14 protein-coding genes and 2 tRNA genes are annotated in these 16,723 nt (G+C 67.4%); 6 read left to right on the top strand and 10 right to left on the bottom strand.

Annotation, left to right across the window (positions count from 1 at the left end; translation table 11 throughout):
- Positions 1 to 476: 476 nt before the first annotated feature.
- A complete protein-coding gene (locus ACFOYY_RS38465; RefSeq protein ID WP_386196169.1) occupies positions 477 to 881 on the top strand; it encodes a hypothetical protein in 405 nt (134 codons plus the stop codon).
- Between the two features lie 278 nt (positions 882 to 1,159).
- Here ACFOYY_RS38465 and ACFOYY_RS38460 read toward each other — a convergent pair whose 3' ends face one another.
- The 7 genes from ACFOYY_RS38460 to ACFOYY_RS38430 form a co-directional block, all read right to left on the bottom strand.
- Positions 1,160 to 1,579: a PH domain-containing protein gene (locus ACFOYY_RS38460; RefSeq protein ID WP_352016212.1), complete on the bottom strand. Its 420-nt coding sequence runs from the start codon at positions 1,577 to 1,579 to the stop codon at positions 1,160 to 1,162.
- Positions 1,580 to 1,666: 87 nt separating this feature from the next.
- Positions 1,667 to 1,743, bottom strand: a tRNA-Met gene (locus ACFOYY_RS38455).
- Between the two features lie 131 nt (positions 1,744 to 1,874).
- Positions 1,875 to 1,951: transfer RNA gene (locus tag ACFOYY_RS38450), tRNA-Met, on the bottom strand.
- A 62-nt stretch (positions 1,952 to 2,013) separates the two neighbouring features.
- Positions 2,014 to 4,959, bottom strand: coding sequence for a UPF0182 family membrane protein (locus ACFOYY_RS38445; RefSeq protein WP_352016213.1), 2,946 nt, complete (start codon positions 4,957 to 4,959; stop codon positions 2,014 to 2,016).
- A gap of 230 nt (positions 4,960 to 5,189) precedes the next feature.
- Positions 5,190 to 6,236 (bottom strand): YlbL family protein, encoded by a 1,047-nt coding sequence (locus ACFOYY_RS38440; RefSeq protein ID WP_352016214.1) that lies wholly within the window; start codon positions 6,234 to 6,236, stop codon positions 5,190 to 5,192.
- A 79-nt stretch (positions 6,237 to 6,315) separates the two neighbouring features.
- A complete protein-coding gene (locus tag ACFOYY_RS38435; protein ID WP_352016215.1) occupies positions 6,316 to 6,741 on the bottom strand; it encodes a molybdenum cofactor biosynthesis protein MoaE in 426 nt (141 codons plus the stop codon).
- A 109-nt stretch (positions 6,742 to 6,850) separates the two neighbouring features.
- Positions 6,851 to 7,924, bottom strand: coding sequence for an NAD-dependent epimerase/dehydratase family protein (locus ACFOYY_RS38430; RefSeq protein ID WP_352016272.1), 1,074 nt, complete (start codon positions 7,922 to 7,924; stop codon positions 6,851 to 6,853).
- A gap of 79 nt (positions 7,925 to 8,003) precedes the next feature.
- Here ACFOYY_RS38430 and ACFOYY_RS38425 point away from each other — a divergent pair, with 79 nt between their 5' ends.
- The 3 genes from ACFOYY_RS38425 to ACFOYY_RS38415 all read left to right on the top strand — a co-directional run bounded on the left by ACFOYY_RS38425 (position 8,004) and on the right by ACFOYY_RS38415 (position 10,905).
- Complete coding sequence (locus tag ACFOYY_RS38425) at positions 8,004 to 9,296, top strand: zinc-dependent metalloprotease (protein WP_386196166.1); 1,293 nt, start codon at positions 8,004 to 8,006, stop codon at positions 9,294 to 9,296.
- A complete protein-coding gene (locus ACFOYY_RS38420) occupies positions 9,293 to 9,838 on the top strand; it encodes an NUDIX hydrolase (RefSeq protein WP_352016217.1) in 546 nt (181 codons plus the stop codon). The genes ACFOYY_RS38425 and ACFOYY_RS38420 overlap by 4 nt, the downstream gene beginning before the upstream one ends.
- Before the next feature lie 71 nt (positions 9,839 to 9,909).
- Entirely contained in the window at positions 9,910 to 10,905 is a 996-nt protein-coding gene (locus ACFOYY_RS38415; RefSeq protein ID WP_352016218.1) for an endonuclease/exonuclease/phosphatase family protein, read from the top strand.
- Between the two features lie 11 nt (positions 10,906 to 10,916).
- Here ACFOYY_RS38415 and ACFOYY_RS38410 read toward each other — a convergent pair whose 3' ends face one another.
- The 3 genes from ACFOYY_RS38410 to ACFOYY_RS38400 all read right to left on the bottom strand — a co-directional run bounded on the left by ACFOYY_RS38410 (position 10,917) and on the right by ACFOYY_RS38400 (position 12,976).
- Positions 10,917 to 11,540, bottom strand: a complete 624-nt coding sequence (locus ACFOYY_RS38410) for a DUF2064 domain-containing protein (RefSeq protein WP_386196164.1) — start codon at positions 11,538 to 11,540, stop codon at positions 10,917 to 10,919.
- Positions 11,537 to 12,049 carry a M48 metallopeptidase family protein gene (locus ACFOYY_RS38405; protein WP_352016220.1) on the bottom strand — a complete coding sequence of 171 codons (513 nt, stop codon included), beginning with the start codon at positions 12,047 to 12,049 and terminating at the stop codon, positions 11,537 to 11,539. Before ACFOYY_RS38405 ends, ACFOYY_RS38410 begins: the two co-directional genes overlap by 4 nt.
- A 141-nt stretch (positions 12,050 to 12,190) precedes the next feature.
- The gene (locus ACFOYY_RS38400; RefSeq protein ID WP_352016221.1) at positions 12,191 to 12,976 is read right to left on the bottom strand and encodes an enoyl-CoA hydratase/isomerase family protein; all 786 of its coding nucleotides are present in this window, start codon (positions 12,974 to 12,976) and stop codon (positions 12,191 to 12,193) included.
- A 177-nt stretch (positions 12,977 to 13,153) separates the two neighbouring features.
- Between ACFOYY_RS38400 and ACFOYY_RS38395 the strand changes: the two genes are divergently transcribed.
- Positions 13,154 to 14,257, top strand: coding sequence for a ThiF family adenylyltransferase (locus ACFOYY_RS38395; RefSeq protein ID WP_352016222.1), 1,104 nt, complete (start codon positions 13,154 to 13,156; stop codon positions 14,255 to 14,257).
- Between the two features lie 61 nt (positions 14,258 to 14,318).
- The gene (locus ACFOYY_RS38390) at positions 14,319 to 15,656 is read left to right on the top strand and encodes an ABC1 kinase family protein (protein ID WP_352016223.1); all 1,338 of its coding nucleotides are present in this window, start codon (positions 14,319 to 14,321) and stop codon (positions 15,654 to 15,656) included.
- Positions 15,657 to 16,723: the final 1,067 nt, after the last annotated feature.

Raw genomic sequence — 16,723 nt, 5'->3', positions numbered from 1 at the left:
CCATCCGGTGCGACCACTTCAGGGGCACAAACTTCCGTGTTCCTATCCTATCATTTCCGGCCGGTCTGTGTCAACCCGCTGCCTTCGCAGCCACTCGACACCAACCCGCCAGACCCGCTAGGATCTCGCCCACCCCGTCTCCGGAGCAACCCTTCCAACTTACTCTGACATTCGGCTTCTGTCCAATCGTCCGTGGACGATTCAGACAAACGACTGCCGGAGCAAGGAGGTGGGGTACCGAGCGGGTCGCTGTCTTCGAAGCTCTTTGGCCTCTGCGGCTCGCCGCTCTGCGAGAAGAACATTACCAGGCCCCACGGGTCCCAGAGACAACTTGCCAACCATCCCCAGCACCTGCGCGTCCCAAACGTTCGTAGGGAGTCGACCGCGCAAGCGCTTATCAAGCCGTTCGCAATCGCCCCCGGATACGAAGTTGGCACGAGGGTCAGGATTCTGACTCCACCGTGGAGGTGAGCACCATGACCCGTTCAGAGTTCGACGACATCCGCGCACACATCGATGCGGAAGCCGATCGCCCCGGTGATCTGCTCAGGGTCGCCAGGTCCCTTTTGAGTGATCTTGAGGACGCGCGGATGCGTGAGGCCATGCTCCGCGCCGAACATCTACGTCTTCTCACCGCAGCCCGTGCGACGGCCGCCGCGGAGGCGGCCGGGCGCGCGAACCCGCTTTCCTACATCACCGAGGAACTCGCCCGGCAGGGCCAGCTCCCCGCTACCGAGGTCGAGGTGGACCAGATCCTGCTGGACGTCCGTACCGCGACCACGCTGCTGACCCAGCTCGAACAGGCCCCCGCGCCGGTCACCACCGGAGGCGGGCTGCGCGTTCGCAGGTGTGCCGGCACAAGTCGCACTCTCCCCAGATGAGGCGTTCCGCGTCGTTGACCTGGGCTTGAACCAAGATCTGTAAGACTTCAGGCATGTGGCAGCGGGGGCTGGATTGGGGTGCGACGACCCTCGTAGGGGTCTTCGGCGTCCTGTGGGTTGGCGTGGTGGTGTTCGCAGCGGCCGAAAGACCGATGTGGACGAGTCTCGGACAGTGTGTCTTTGGGGCCTTCCTCATCGGCTGGTCGCTGCACAAGACGTTCCTGCTGCTTCGCCTTCGCCCCCGACACAAAGCGCGGCACCGTAGGGTCAGGGCCTGACTAGAAGCCGGTTCTGAACACTCGCAGTTCATCCGCCACTTCCCGGCACGGGATTCCAAGGTCGAACCTGCTGAGGAGGAAGATCTCCTCTCCTGTGTCGATCTCCAGGAGTTCCGTGCGGGAAGTGAAGCGCGTCCGGGTGTCCACACGAATCCGTTCGACCGCACTCCACGGCACTCTCTGGGCGCCGGAGAAGCCTCGCACCACGATGAGTCCCTCGCCGTCCGCGCTGAGCCGCACCGGGGCCAGGAGGTCACGTAGGGCGAGGGTGGCGGCCACCAGGGCTGCGGCGCCCGCCAGGATCGTCCCGCGTGGGTCGTCCAGATTCAGTACGGCCAGCACCGCGAACGCGAGCGCCGCAACGACCTTGACGATGAGCAGTTCTCTACGCACTCTCCAGCGCAGGATCGGTCCTGACATGTCAGCCACACCTGCACGCTAACCGCTGGGTGTCCTGTCTGGAACAAAGTGAAAGGCCCTGATCTCTGAGAGATCAGGGCCTTCCCTTGGTAGCGGGGACAGGATTTGAACCTGCGACCTCTGGGTTATGAGCCCAGCGAGCTACCGAGCTGCTCCACCCCGCGTCGGTATGTCTCAACACTATCGGCCTCCACCGCCAAGAGCAAATCGATACGAGGCCGGGGCAATCGATTCCTTTGAAGCATGGGATGAAACGGAAGAAGGCCCTGATCTCTGAGAGATCAGGGCCTTCCCTTGGTAGCGGGGACAGGATTTGAACCTGCGACCTCTGGGTTATGAGCCCAGCGAGCTACCGAGCTGCTCCACCCCGCGTCGGCGTGCTTTCACACTACCCGGCTTTGGCGATGAATGCGAACTCAATAGCCGCGGTGCCCCTAGGAACTCGGCGAGGGAGACGGTGTCGGTGTGGTCGAAGGGGTGGCTGACGGAGTCGCCGAAGGGGTTGCCGTCCCCGAGGGAGACGAGCTCGGCGTCGGCGACGGGGTCGCGGCAGGGGCTGTGGAGGCCGAGGCGTTCTTCACCTTCTCCAGGGCCTCCTTCAGCGCCTTCTGAGCCTCGCCGTAGGCCGTCCAGTTCGGCGGCTTGGCCTCCAGGGCACGCTGGGCGTCGTCATAGGCCTTCTGGGCCTCTCCGATGGCCTGGCTCAGCACGGTGTTCGACTGGGCGGGGACATCGGGTCTGGTCTCCGGCTTGTTCTGCTGAGCGCTGTTGCCGAAGACCTGTTCGAGCGCACCCTGGAGGGTCTCGGCGAAGCCGACCTTGTCTCCGAAGGAGACCAGGACCCGACGGAGAATCGGGTAGGGCTCCTGTCCTGAGGAGGCCGCCGTCTCCACGTAGACGGGCTCGATGTACACCAGGCCCCCGGCGAACGGCAGGGTGAGCAGGTTGCCGTAGCGGACCTTCGCCCCACCGATGCCCAGAAGGTTGAGCTCACCGGAGAACTTGTTCTGGAAGTTGTTCTGTACCTGACCGGGGCCGGGAATCGTAGTGTTCGACGGCATCCGCAGGATGCGCAGCCTGCCGTAGTCGTCACCCGGTGTCGCGTCGACCGCCATGAAGGCGGCCAGGTTCGGCCCCTGGCGTGGCACGAACGTGGTGGTCAGCGAGAAGGTGGGTTCCTGGGTGTCGGGCATCTTGACCGACAGGTAGTACGGCGGCTGCTTGATGTCGTGTCCACCGGAGGACGGGTCGTTCGGGACGTTCCAGAAGTCCTGGCCGCTGTAGAAGGCGTCCGGGTCCTGGATGTGATAGCGGGAAAGCACGTCACGCTGGACCTTGAAGAGCGCCTCCGGGTAGCGCAGGTGCTGCTTGAGGGACTCCGACATCTCGCTCTTCGGCTTGATGATCCCCGGGAAGGCGTTGCGCCAGGTCTGCAGGATCGGGTCCTTCTCGTCCCAGGCGTACAGCGTGACCGTGCCGTCGTAGGCGTCGACCGTGGCCTTGACGGCGTTGCGCATGTAGTTGATGTTGTCGCGCGGCTGCTGCACCACCTGGCGTGGGTCGGTGACCGTGTCACGGGTCATCGACTCCAGGCTCCTGCTGTCGGAGTAGGGGTAGGAGTTGGAGGTGGTGTAGGCGTCGGCGATCCAGACCACCCTGCCGTCGATGACGGCAGGGTAGGGGTTGTCGTCGAGGCTCAGGAACGGCGCGACCTTGGCGATGCGGTCCTGCGGGTTGCGCTCGTAGAGGATCCTGGACTTGGCGTTGACGTCTCCCGAGAGCAGCAGGTTCGTCTCGCCGTACTTGGCCGCGTAGAGCAGGCGGTTGAAGAACGAGCCGACGGGGACGCCGCCCTTGCCGGTGTAGGTGGTGTTCTGCTGACCGGTTCCACTGCTCTCCGGATAGTCGAGCTCCTGGCCGACCTTCCTGTCACCGCCGACGATGACGTACTCGGGGGCGGCCGGGGACTCTCCGAAGTAGATCCGCGACTCCTTCAGGCCGATGCGGTCGGCCAGAGAGCCGGTGACCGGCATGTCCTTGGCGTCGAAGTCGGGCAGACCCTGGGAGTCGACCTTGTTGCCGGGCGCGGCCACGAAGCCGTAGCCGTGGGTGTAGACGAGATGCCGGTTGATCCAGTTGTCCTGCTCCCTCGGCGGCCCGGTGAGCTCGCGCACCGCGACGACGGTGTCGCGCGGCTTGCCCGTCTCGTCGGGGTAGCGGTCGACGTCGAGCGGGTCGTGGAAGTCGTAGAAGCCTCGGATGCGCTGCTTCTGCTGGTAGGTCTTGGCGACCAGGTTGGGGTCGAGCAGCCGTACACCGGAGATGGAGCTGTCGGTGGTGACGTTGACCTTGGAGGCGTCGCCCTGGGCGGCGTACTCGATGACCTCGGTCTTGTCGATCCCGTAGGCCTTTCTGGTGGCCTCGATGTTGCGCTTGATGTACGGCTGCTCACGGTCCTGCTGGTTCGGCCGGACCTGGAACTGCTCCACGAGAGCCGGGTAGACCCCGCCGACCAGGATGGCCGACAGGACCAGCAGGCCGAAGGCCACACCGGGCAGCATGCCGCCGGGCCGTACGATGCCGGCGAAGAACAGGATCGCGCAGATGAGGGCGATGATCGCCAGGATGGTCTTGGCGGGCAGCACCGCGTTGACGTCGGTGTAGGAGGCACCGTAGGCGAAGCCACGGTCGGAGAAGACCAGGCCGTATCCGTCGATCCAGTAGGCGACGGCCTTCAGCAGCACGAACACGCCGAGCAGCACCGACAGGTGCACCCTGGCCGCGCGGGAGGCGTGCACGCCGGGCGACTGCAGTCTGAAGCCCCCGTACAGGTAGTGCACGATCGCCGCCATGACGGCCGACAGGATGACCGCGGTGAACAGGAAGTTCAGCACCATCCTGATGAAGGGGTAGGTGAACATGAAGAACGACAGGTCGATACCGAACTGCGCGTCCTTCTCACCGAACGGGGTCGCGTTGAAGAACTCCAGCCACGTCTTCCACTGCCCCGCGAGCGATGATCCCGAGAACAGGGCCAGCACTCCGGCGCCGATCAGGAAGATCAGTTTGCGGTGCGGGTCGAGGGCCATCCGGTAGCGGTCGGCGCCACTCGCGCCGCCGAACGTTCCGGGGCCGAACATGGGTCTGGCGCGGTAGGCCAGCAGCATGTTGCCGCCCACGAGGCCGACCATGAGCACGGCGCCCACGAAGAAGAGCAGGATCTGTGTGACGACCACACCGGAGAAGACCGCTGTGTAGTCGACCGAGTCGTACCACAGGTAGTCGGTGTATATACCTGCGAAGAGGAAGAACAGCGCGACGATCACGACGATCGCTATCGCGACAGGAAGCAGCAGTCGTGGCCGGCGGGGCAAGCGCATCGCCCTACCGGCTCCGGGGGTCCGGAAGCTCAAGGCCAACCCCTTGTCGTAAAAGAGCACGGTCCGTGTCTGGAAACCTACACCGGTGGGGGTACGGCCGTGCTAAGCCGCTCTGGCAGGGTCCGGCCACATCCCCTGCAGGTTCCAGGGTTCAACGGGTCAACGCGTGAGACCTCGGATGAGTGCCCCGACGCCGTTCTCGGGGCCCGAGACCGTACGCAGGGGCGCTCTCAGCTCGCCGAGCAGGTCGGTATGGAGCCGGTTCCCGTGCGGATCGCGTCGATCGCCTTCACCGCGTCGTGCAGCGTGCTCACCTTGTAGAGCCGCATCCCGTCGGGGACCGACTTGACCGCCTCCGCGCAGTTGTCCGCGGGCGTGAGGAAGACCGTCGCCCCCGACCTTCTGGCGCCGACCATCTTCTGCGAGATGCCGCCGATCGGGCCGACCTTGCCCTCCGGAGTGATCGTCCCGGTCCCGGCGATCGACTTGCCGCCGGTCAGCGGACCGGGGGTGAGCTTGTCGACGATGCCGAGGGAGAACATCATGCCCGCGCTCGGACCGCCGACGTCACCGACGTTGATCTTCACCTTGAAGGGGAACTTGTAGCTGATCCGCATGGTGATGCCCACGATCGGCGTGCCGTCCTTGGCCGCCACGGTCGGGACGGCCACGGTGAGGCTGCGGTCGCCGCGGTTGACGGTGAAGGTGACCGTCTCGCCCGCCTTGTGCCTGCGGACGATGCCGGAGACGCTCTCCCTGTCCGTCGCGGGGACGCCGTCGACGGAGACGATCTCGTCGCCGGTCTGGAAGTGCCCGTCCGCGGGCAGGCCCTTCTGGGTCGAGGCCACGGTGACGACCGAGGTGTAGGGGATCTTCAGTTCGGTCAGCGCCGCCGCGGTCGCGTCGTCCTGGGAGTTGGTCATCTCCTGGAAGTTCTGCTGCTCGACCTCCTCGGCCGTGCTGGTCGGCGGGAAGATCGTCTCCTCGGGCACGACGGCGACCGTGGGGTCGATCCACCCCCTGAGCGCCCTGAACAGGTCGATCCTGTTGCCCGGGCCGCCCTGGTAGGCGACGGTCACCAGGCTCAGCTTCCCGTCTGTCGGGTAGGTCTCCCGGCCCTCGATGCTGATCACCGGCTTGCCCTTGACGTCACCGATGGTGTTCTCCGTGGGCCCCGGACTCAGCACGACGTACGGCACGGGCAGCAGGGCGCCGACAACGCCGAGCAGAAGCGTGAGGAAGCCTGCCACCATCAATGTCAGCGCTCGTCGGGACATGGGAGGAAGCCTATTCCGTGTGACCGGGCAGAAGGCCGCACCCCCGCGCCGTCACCTTCCAGATTGTAAGGATCGCTCCTCAGCCGCAGCTTCCGACCCATTCGGTCGAGCCGTCGGCGAAGGCCTGGTTCTTCCAGATGGGAACCTCGGCCTTGAGGTCGTCGATCAGGCGCCGGGAGGCCTCGAACGCCTCGCTCCTGTGGGGAGCAGCGACCGCGACGATGACGGCGATGTCGCCCAGGTCGAGGTCACCGACCCGGTGCACGGCGGCCAGCGCGGTGATCGGGAAGTCGGCCACGATCTTCTCCGCGACCCGGCGCAGCTCCTCCTGCGCACTGGGGTGCGCGGAGTAGGACAGGCGGGTCACGGACTTGCCGTGGTCGTGGTCACGCACGGTGCCCACGAAGATCGCCGTGCCGCCCGCGGCGTGGTCGCCGATCGCGGAGAACACCTCGTCCACCGAGAGCGGTGTGTCGCGGATGCCGAGCAGGCGGATGACATTCACGGCTCAAAGGCTACCCGGCGGGCGGGAAGCTTCCCCGCTTCGGGCACGGGAGGCACGGCCGGGACGGCGACGGCCGGGGGCGTGCTCGGGACACGCCCCCGGGAGGGCTTCAGACTCGCCGCTTCTTGCGGGCGGCGCGGACGATCGCCGCCGTGCCGAGGACCGCGACGGTCGCACCGGCCGCGGTGAGCGTGGCCTCCTTGCCGGACAGCCGGCGACCGACCACCGCGTGCCTGCCCTCGCGGAGTTCGAGCAGCTGTGTGAGGGCCGCTTCGTTGCTCCAGGCCGGTTTCCACCCGGCGTCGCGGAGTCCGGCGCAGTCGACGACCCAGGGATAGACCACGTAGTGCAGGTCGGTCGCGGGAGCCGGGGTGATACCGAGGCGGTGCAGGCGCTGGGCCGTACCGAACGTCAGTCCTGCGGGCAGTTCGAACCTGCGCAGACCGGAGAGCTCCTCCACCTGCTCCTGTTCGAGCCAGCCCTCACTGCCGACCGCCACGACGCCGGAGACGGAGCCGAGCGCGGCCAGCTCAAGGGCCGAGATCAGGTCGTCCACGTGGCAGAACTGCCAGCGGGGGCTGCAGCCCTTGACGCTGAGCAGCCTGGGGGCCTCGAAGTGGCGGGTGACCACGCTGTCGACGCCTGGGCCGACGACGGCCGCCGGGCGCAGCACGGTCACCTCAAGGCCGGGGTGGCTGCGCAGTGATCTCCTGACCAGCGCCTCGATCTCCAGATGGTCGCCGACGATGCCGGTGTCCGGCTCGGCCGCGACCGCGGAGTCCTCTGGCAGTGGGACGGGGTTGTCCTGGGCGGCGCCGTACACCATGGCGCTGGTGACCAGCACGACGCGGCGCACCCGGGCGGCGGCCGAGGCGGTGAGCACCGTCTGTGCCGCGCGCAGGTTGTAGGCGCGCCGCTCGGCCGGGTCGGCGTCGAGCGCGTAGTCGCCCGCCAGATGGACGAGCACGTCGATGTCGGAGACCCGGTTCGCCAAGAGCGGATCTCTGACGTCGAGCACCCTCCAGGTGACGTCGGGTACGTCGCCGCGCTGCTCGTCGATGGCCACGACTCTGCGGAAATCCGCAGACGAGGCGACCTTCGAGAGGAAGGCACGGCCGATCCCCGAGGCCGCGCCGGTTACGGCGACGACCGGGAGCCGGGGGCGTTTCGAGGTAGGCACCAGGTCCTCACTTTGCACTGACCCACCATGCGACGGATAACGTGGCGGTTGTGGACTCCTCCATCCTGCACGAGGTAGAGCGGTGACTGACTTGCCAGGTCGGGAAAACGACCCCAACGAGAATCCGTTCGCCATGTTCGGCGACCCGGAGCAGATCGCGGCGGCCATGCGTCAGTTCGCCGACATGCTGTCCGCCCCGCAGAGCTCCGGTCCCGTCAACTGGGACATGGCGAAGAATATCGCCCGGCACGTCGTGGCCGCCGAAGGCGATCCGAGTGTCATGGAAGGCGAGCGGCGCCAGATCGTGGACGCGCTCAACCTCGCCGACCTGTGGCTGAACGAGGCGACCACGCTGCCCAGCGGGGTGAACAACCCGCAGGCGTGGAGCCGGTCCGAGTGGATCGAGAAGACCGTCCCGGTGTGGCGGCAGCTGTGTGATCCGGTCGCCGCCCGCATGGTCGAGACCATGAGCGGCACGCTCGGCGCGACGGGTCTGCCCGCCGAGGCTCAGGCGATGGCCGGGCCGCTGATGGGCATGATGAAGCAGATGGGCAGCATGCTGGTCGGCCAGCAGATCGGCCAGGCCCTCGGCTCTCTGGCCCGTGAGGTCGTCGGCTCCACCGACATCGGCCTTCCGCTGTCGGAGAACGCCGCCCTGCTGCCCGGCGGCATCGCCGCGTTCGGTCAGGGGCTTGAGACTCCCGTCGAGGAGATCCGGATCTATCTGGCGCTACGCGAGGCCGCGCACCACCGGCTGTTCCAGCACGTGCCGTGGCTGCGGGTGCACCTGTTCGGCGCGGTCGAGGAGTACGCCAGGGGCATCACGGTCGACGTGTCCGCGCTGGAGGAGCAGTTGCGCGGCCTCGACGTCAACAACCCCGAGCAGCTCCAGCAGGTGCTGAGCGGCGGCAACCTGCTCAAGCCCGAGGAGACCGAGCGGCAGAAGGCCGCCCTGGCGCGCCTTGAGACCATGCTCGCGCTGGTCGAGGGCTGGGTCGGCACGGTCGTCGACGGTGCCGCCGAAGGCAAACTGCCCTCCTCGGCCGCCCTGGCCGAGACCGTACGGCGTCGCAGGGCGACCGGCGGTCCCGCTGAGCAGACCTTCGCCACGCTCGTCGGCCTGGAGCTGCGTCCGCGCCGTCTGCGTGAGGCGGCCGCCCTGTGGCAGGCCATCGAGCGCGACCGGGGCATCGACGGGCGGGACGCGGTGTGGAGCCATCCCGACCTGATGCCGACCGCGGATGATCTGGACAATCCCGAGGGTTTCGTCAGGGGCGAGCCCGAGCTGGACCTGTCCTCCCTTGAGGCGTCGCTCGGCGAGGCCCCGAAGGAGCCGGAGAAGGGGAACGACGACCCCCAGGACGGCGCCGCGTGAGCCTGCACGCGCACGCGCAGGAGGTTCTCGCGGCCTGGAAGGCGCCCACGGCCGATGAGGAGAGCCTGCGCAGGGAGTTCCTCGATCATGTGCGGGCCCATGAGGACGCGATGTGGCGGGAGTGCGTACCCGGCCATCTGACGGCCACGACCGCGGTGATCTCCCACGACGGCGAGCGGGTGTTGCTGACGCTGCACCCCAAGGCCGGGATGTGGCTGCCCATGGGCGGGCACTGCGAGCGCGGGGACGTCTCACTCGACGGCGTCGCGCTGCGGGAGGCAACCGAGGAGTCGGGCATCGCCGGTCTGCGCCTGCTTCCCGGTCCGCTCGCCCTCGACCGCCACAAGGTCTGGTGTCACCCCCCGCACAGTCACCATCTCGACGTGGAGTACGGCGCGGTCGCCCCCGCCGACGTGGAGGCCGTGATCAGCGAAGAGTCCCTCGACCTGAGGTGGTTTCCGATCGAGGAGATCCCCGAGCTCTCCGACGAGGCGACCCGTAGGCTCGCCAGGCGTGCCCGTGAGGTGATGCGCCAGATCTGAACCGGTTTATGTTCGGCTCACACGACCATCGATAATGTCGTCACATTGGGTGACCGATGAATCGAGGCGTAGTGAGCACGGACACAGCCGGTGGCGCGATTCTGACTCCGGTACGACGACGACGTTCGCCCCGGATTCCCAGCGCTCTGGTCTGGGCGGCGCTCACTCCTTTCGCGGCCTGGGCTGCGGCCAGGGTCACCGGTCTCGAACGTGGCTCACTCACCGCTCAGCTGATGACGGCCACGCCGTACGCGGCGGCCGGGTCGCTGTTACCTCTGTTCCTGGCCGCGGCGACCCGCCGCCGTGCCGCCACGGCTGTGGCGTTGGTCACCACGGCGGCGCTCGGGCTCAGTGTCCTGCCCCGCGCGTTCGCCTCGGCGCAGCCTCCCTCCGGAGCGCCGTTGCGGGTGCTCACACTCAACATGTTGTTCGGTCACGCCGATCCGGGCGCGGTGATGGACCTGGTCAGACGGCTGCGGCCGGACGTGCTGAGCGCTCAGGAGCTGACGCCGGGGATGGTCGAGGAGCTCGACGCGGCCGGGCTGAAGGACGTCATGTCGCACCGCGTGCTGCAGACGGCCTGGAGCGCCAGCGGCAGCGGCCTTTTCTCCCGCTATCCGCTGGCCCCGCTGGAGAACCTGTTCCAGCCCATCGGGCACAACATGCCGGCCGCGGTGCTCAGCGTCCCGGGGGTGGGGAACATCGAGTTCGTCGACGTGCACACCTTCCCGCCGCTGGGCAGCCAGGTGCACGAGTGGAGCGCGGCGTTCGCCGCATTCCCCGACGCCTCCCCGGATCGGCTGCGGATCTTCGCCGGTGACTTCAACGCCAGCCTCGACCACGCCGCGATGCGCCGTTTCGTCAGCCGGGGCTACGCCGACTCGGCTGATCGGACCGGTCAGGGGCTGGTTCCGACCTGGCCGGTCAACAGCAGGATTCCGCCGGTCATCACCATCGACCATGTCGTGGTCGACCAGCGGATCGGAGTGCGGGAGGTGAGCATCCACACCGTCCCCGGCACCGATCACAGGGCGGTCTTCGCCGACCTCAGCCTGCCTTCGATCTGAGCCCGGTCTTCTCAGACCGACAGCAGTGCCCGGGTGTTGTCCCAGCCCTCAAGGCCGGGATCGAGCCTGTGGACGTCGGCGGGAGCGCGCAGACGGTGCCAGCCGGGGCCGGTCGCGACCCGCCAGGAGGCGGGGGCCAGCGCGCGCAGGGTCCTGACCGGCTCGGGGTCGTCGAAGCCGATCTCGGCCCAGTCGGGCCACGGTGTCCGTGTGGCGATCGCGACGGCACCGCCCTCGACGGCCGGGCAGACGGCCAGTCCCGCGCTGCCGAGCGCGCGGAAGAGCTTGCCGATCAGCAGCGGCGGCAGGTCAGGGGCGTCCCCGCTCAGCAGAACCACCTGGCCCGCGTACGGCGCGGCGGCCGAGACCACCTCGAACGCGGCCCTGACCAGGGGTGCTCCGGAAAGCTCGGGGATCTCAAGGACCGGGGTGCCCGGCCAGACGACCTCTTCCATCCCGGGCACGCTCGTCACGAGGACCGGGGTGACGAAGTCGAGGGTGCTGACGAGTTCGTAGGTGTCCTCGACGACGGCCGTCAGGAAGCTCCCGGGGTCGATCCCCGGTGGTGCCCCGGCCGACATCGACGATGTGACGACGACCGCGACCAGGCGGTCCTCCGTACGCTCTGAGGTCAACACTCCTCCGCGACGCCCGCCGCCATGGAGAACCCCTCAAGGAAGCCGCGTGCCCGTTCGGCCTTGGGGTAGTGGTCGACCAGCGCCCAGAAACGAGGTCCGTGGCTGGGCACGAGCAGGTGGACCAGCTCATGCATGATCACGTAGTCGACCACCCACGACGGCATGCCCCGGAGCCGTGTGGAGATCCTGATGGTGCCGTGATCCGGGGTGCACGAGCCCCAGCGGTGCTGCTGGTTGTCGACCCAGCGCACGCTCGACGGTCTTGCCCGCCCGTCGAGATAACGTGCCGAGAGCTCGCTCGCCCGCTCGAAGAGGTCGTCGTCGGAGGGGCGTCTTCGCTGCTCCTTGGCCGCCAGCCGGTCGAGCATCCGGCGCACCCATTGCTCCTCGTCGGTACTGCTCAGCCCGGCGGGGAGCAGCACGATCGTTTTCTCGCCGTCGCGGTACGCGGATACGGTCCGCCGACGACGAGAACTTCGACGGACCTCGACTGTCTCGGGGGGCACATATGAACGGTAGCCGAGAATCACGAATTCACACCAGAGGGCCGAACACGTTCTGGCTGGTCAATCCCTGTTCGTCGATTGTTCAGCAAGACCGATCGGTTATGGCTGGAGCCCGTGGAATTAACCGGACCGCCGATCCCCTCAGGAGCCGCCGAATCTCGGGGACCGTCGTTCCCGCTGCGCCGCCAACCCTTCGAGCAGGTCGTCGGAGGCCATGGTGACGGGTTGGGCGAGAGACTCCCAGCGCAACGCGGCGTCGAGGTCCGCGTGCCCACCGCCCGCAAGGGCCACCTTGGTGAGCCGGGTGGCGACGGGGGCGTTCGCCGCGGTCCTCGAAGCGATCTCCAGCACCTGCGTCATCAGCGTCTCTCGGGGAAACGCCCTGGTCACCAGCCCCGATGCCGCCGCCTCCGCGCCCAGCATGGTGCGGCCGGTGAGCAGCATCTCCCTGGCGACCCCGACCCCGGCGACCCTGGGCAACAGGTAGGTGGCCGCCATTCCCGGGTGCAGGCCGAGCGAGGTGAAGGGGGCCAGCAGCTTGGCCTCCTCCGCCGCGTAGACCAGGTCACAGGCAAGGGCCAGGCACAGCCCGGCTCCGACGGCGGCGCCGTTGACCGCGGCGATGGTCGGCACCTCCAGGTCCGCCACGGACAGCCAGGTCCGATAGAAGCCCAGCATCCTGTCACGCAGGACGGGCACGCTCTCCGCTCCCCGGTCGGCGAGCCAGGACAGGTCTCCTCCCGAGCAGAACGCGCTGCCCTCCCCGGTGACGACCACGCATCGCACATCCTTGTCGCGACGCAGGTCGGAGACCGCCAGCCGCCACTGCTCCGTCATGCCGTCCGTCATCGAGTTACGCCGGTCGGGGCGGTTCAGGGTGAGCACCACGACGCCGTCGTCGCGCCTGTCGATCAAGAGCTCGTCCATGGCGGGAGCGTAGTACACCGGAAGTTATCCACAGGCGGCGGGAAACGTCTCCGCGATCTTTTGAGGGCGTGGCACTCTGACTGCCCCGGGACCACCGGGTGACCGGAAACTCACGCTCCGCGTCCACCCGGGGTCCTCCCCTTCTGGCCTTCGGGCTCCCTGAGGAGAGGCGGTCACATGAGACCACGTCTGAAGCCCGTTCTGCGTCGGGTCGCGCGCGACGAGCACACCCTGCAGTTCGGTCTGCGCCCCAGGCACGCGGTGGTGCTGACCGACCTGGAGCCCGAGGTTCGCCGCTGGGTCGAGAGCCTCGACGGCGTGCGCGACGTCGAAGGGGTGCTCGCCGGGGCGGACGAGGCAGGGCTCGGCAGGGAGAACGGCCGCGCCCTGCTCGACCTGCTGATCGACCAGGGGGTGGTCGACGACGCGGCGGCGCCACCCGGTCCGCTCCGTCTGCTCACCCTCGCCGAGCGAGACCTGCTCCAGCCCGATCTGGAGGCGCTCTCCCTCACTCCCGGCACGACGGACGGCGGCCTTGCCGTGCTGGAACGCAGGCGGGACGTCCAGGTGCGGGTGTACGGCGCGGGTCGTGTCGGCGCGCAGATCGCCGCCCTCCTCGCCGCCTCCGGGGTAGGCGGCCTGTGCGTTGTCGACTCCGGTACGGCCCGCGGCCGGGACGTCACACCGGGCGGCCTGACCTGGACGCAGGTGGGTAGAAGCAGGCAGGAGGGCGCGGTTGAGCTGGTGAAGCGGCTCGCACCCTCCATCACCGCGTGGACCGGTGATCGGGCCGCCCGGCTGGCCGACGGTGCCAGGGCACCTGACCTGGTGGTGCTCTCGCCGGTCGACCCTCTCGACGACCTGCTGATCGACGAGCTCATGTCCCGACGCATCCCCCACCTGCTCGTGACCGCCTACGAGGACCTGGGGTCCATCGGTCCTCTGGTGCTGCCTGGACAGAGCACCTGTCTACGGTGTCTAGATTTGACGCGACGCGATCGTGACCCGGGATGGCCGGTCGTCAGTGCCCGTCCTGGCGGCTTGCCCGCGGGGGAGATCGGGTGTGGCGTGGTCATGTCGTCTCTTGTCGCGGCGGTGGCGACTGGGCACGCGCTCGCTTTCCTCGACGGGGAGGAGTCCGCTGTGACCAACGGCACAACGGATGTATTGCCTGACTGGCGATGGAAACGGCGATCCTGGAGTATTCATCCTCGATGTCGTTGCTTCCGAAACGAGTTGGGTTCGCCAACAATGGTCGCGTCGGCTGCTGACCGCGGCTGACAGACACCACACCGAAGGGAGGGAGCGGTGTCTCACCACGGGGGAAACGCCGCGAGCCAAGGTGAGTGACCTTCCGCGCCGCGCTGTCGCGCGATCCGCCAAGCTGGCGGCCCTGCCGATCGGATTCGCCGGCCGTACCGCCCTCGGACTGGGGAAGCGGATCGGGGGCAAGTCCGCGGAGATCGTCGCCCAGGAGATACAGGAACGCACCGCCGAGCAGATCTTCAAGGTTCTGGGAGAACTCAAAGGCGGGGCGATGAAACTCGGCCAGGCTCTGTCCATCTTCGAGGCGGCACTTCCCGCCGAGGTCGTCGGCCCCTACCGAGCAACCCTCACCAAACTCCAGGACGCCGCGCCACCGCTACCCGCCGCGACGGTGCACAAGGTGCTCGTCGAGCAGTTGGGCGACGACTGGCGGGAGAACTTCCAGTCGTTCGAGGACCGTCCGACCGCTGCCGCGTCGATCGGGCAGGTGCACAAGGCCGTTTGGCACGACGGTAGAACGGTCGCCGTCAAGGTTCAGTATCCCGGCGCGGGCAAGGCACTGCTGTCCGACTTCAATCAGATCGCCAGGCTCGGCAAGCTCTTCGGGGTGCTGCTTCCCGGGCTCGACATCAAGTCCGTCCTCAGTGAGCTACGCGAGCGGATCGCCGAAGAGCTCGACTACCTACGGGAGGCAGAGGCTCAGCACGCCTTCGCCCTGGAGTTCAAGGACGACCCCGACTTCCTGATTCCGGATGTCGTGGCGGCCAACGAGCAGGTTCTCGTCTCCGAGTGGGTCGAGGGTGTCCCGCTGTCACGGATCATCAGCGACGGCACCAAGCAGGAACGTGACCGTGCCGGTCTCCAACTGGTCCGATTCCTGTTCTGCTCGCCCGCGCGGGTCGGCATGCTCCACGCCGATCCGCATCCGGGAAACTTCCGTGTCGTCGAGGACGGGCGGCTGTGCGTGCTCGACTTCGGCGCGGTCAACCGGCTGCCCGACGGCTACCCCCCGGCCTTCGGAAAGCTCACCCGGATCTTCAACAACGGCGACATGGAGACCGTGATTCAGGGGCTGCGCGACGAAGGGTTCATCCTTCCCCACATCGAGGTGGACGCCGAGGCGCTGCGAGCCTTCCTCGCCCCCTATGTCGAGCCGACCGCGGTCGAGGAGTTCACCTTCAGCCGCGAGTGGCTGCGGGAGCAGGCCGCCACGGTGACGGACCTGCGTCCGGGAAACGTGGCACGCCAGCTCAACCTGCCGGTGTCGTACGTCCTCATCCACCGTGTGCACGCGGCGGGGTTGGGCGTGCTCTGCCAGCTCGGTGCCACGGCCCGCTTCCGCGAGGAGGTGATCCGCTGGGTTCCCGGTTTCGTCGAGGAGGACCCCGAAGAGCAGGCGATCGCCGCGAGCTGACAGCTCCCGCCTATTCCGAGTCCATTTCGTTCTGAAGCAGATCCCCATTCTTTCCGAGATCCGTTTCGAAGCCGCACGTCATCCACGATGCCATGACCTCCGCGATGCTCCGAGACCCATGGAGCCCACCTGATCCCGGTAGCTCCTGACCGGTCTCGGCTGTCCTGGTGCTCTTTGTCTTCCTTGCGCCTCAGCACCGTTCCTTTTGGTCGTTCTTCTCCTCACCTGCGCCTTGGGGGATTGACCGTACAGCCCGGGGGCGGCATGGCCCGTTCATGACTGAATTGCCTGGTCAGTGGTGGTTTGACCGTACCCATGGAAGGGTTCGGCGTGCTCCGAAGAGTACGGCTGCGCGAAAAGGGACACGCATCCGAAAGGGCCGAGCATTCAGAAGATCGGCACATCTGAAAAGGTCGCATATTCGAAAGATCACACTTCTCGGAAGCGTCGGCCGCCTGTGGGATATCACAGGTTCGAAAGGACCGTGTATCCGAAAGATCTGCGCTTCCAGAAAGGCATCCGCTCAATGGGACCACGTGTTTGAGGGAATAACGCGCTCGGGGGTCACACGTTTGGGAGAAACACACGTTCGGGGAAGCCACATGCTCGGGGTCACATGTTTGGAGCGCGTGTTGGGGCGCGTGTTCGGAGAGGCCACACGTCCAGGAGAGCCACCTGTTCGAGAGCGTCGCGCGTTTTCGGGGCCTCGGTCGGGGTCCCTGCTGGGGGAGAACATGCGAAAGGGGTGACCCGGGGAAGGAGTCACCCCTTGGAAGTGGTTCTTGCCTGGAAGTGGCGCTCAGCCGGCGGCCCGTTCCCGGCCTGAATTTCTGGGCCTGGAATGCCTGGACCCTGAACGTTCGGGCCCGACTACTCGTCGCTGTTCACCACTGCTCGTCGCTGTTCGCGACTGTGTTGCCGTTGATCGTCGCCGCTTGCTGTTGATCAACGGCGAGCGGCGACGCGCGGCGTGGATCCGTGCCGCGCGTCGCTTACCAGAGCCGAACTGAGCGGTGTTCACCGGCATTCATCGCCGTTGGCCACCGGCGAGCGCCGCTTACCGGCGT

It is taken from the genome of Streptosporangium jomthongense (assembly GCF_042650425.1).
Taxonomy (GTDB): Bacteria; Actinomycetota; Actinomycetes; order Streptosporangiales; family Streptosporangiaceae; genus Streptosporangium.
The sequence above is the reverse complement of the archived record's forward strand: the minus strand, read 5'-3'. Positions and strand labels throughout refer to the sequence as shown.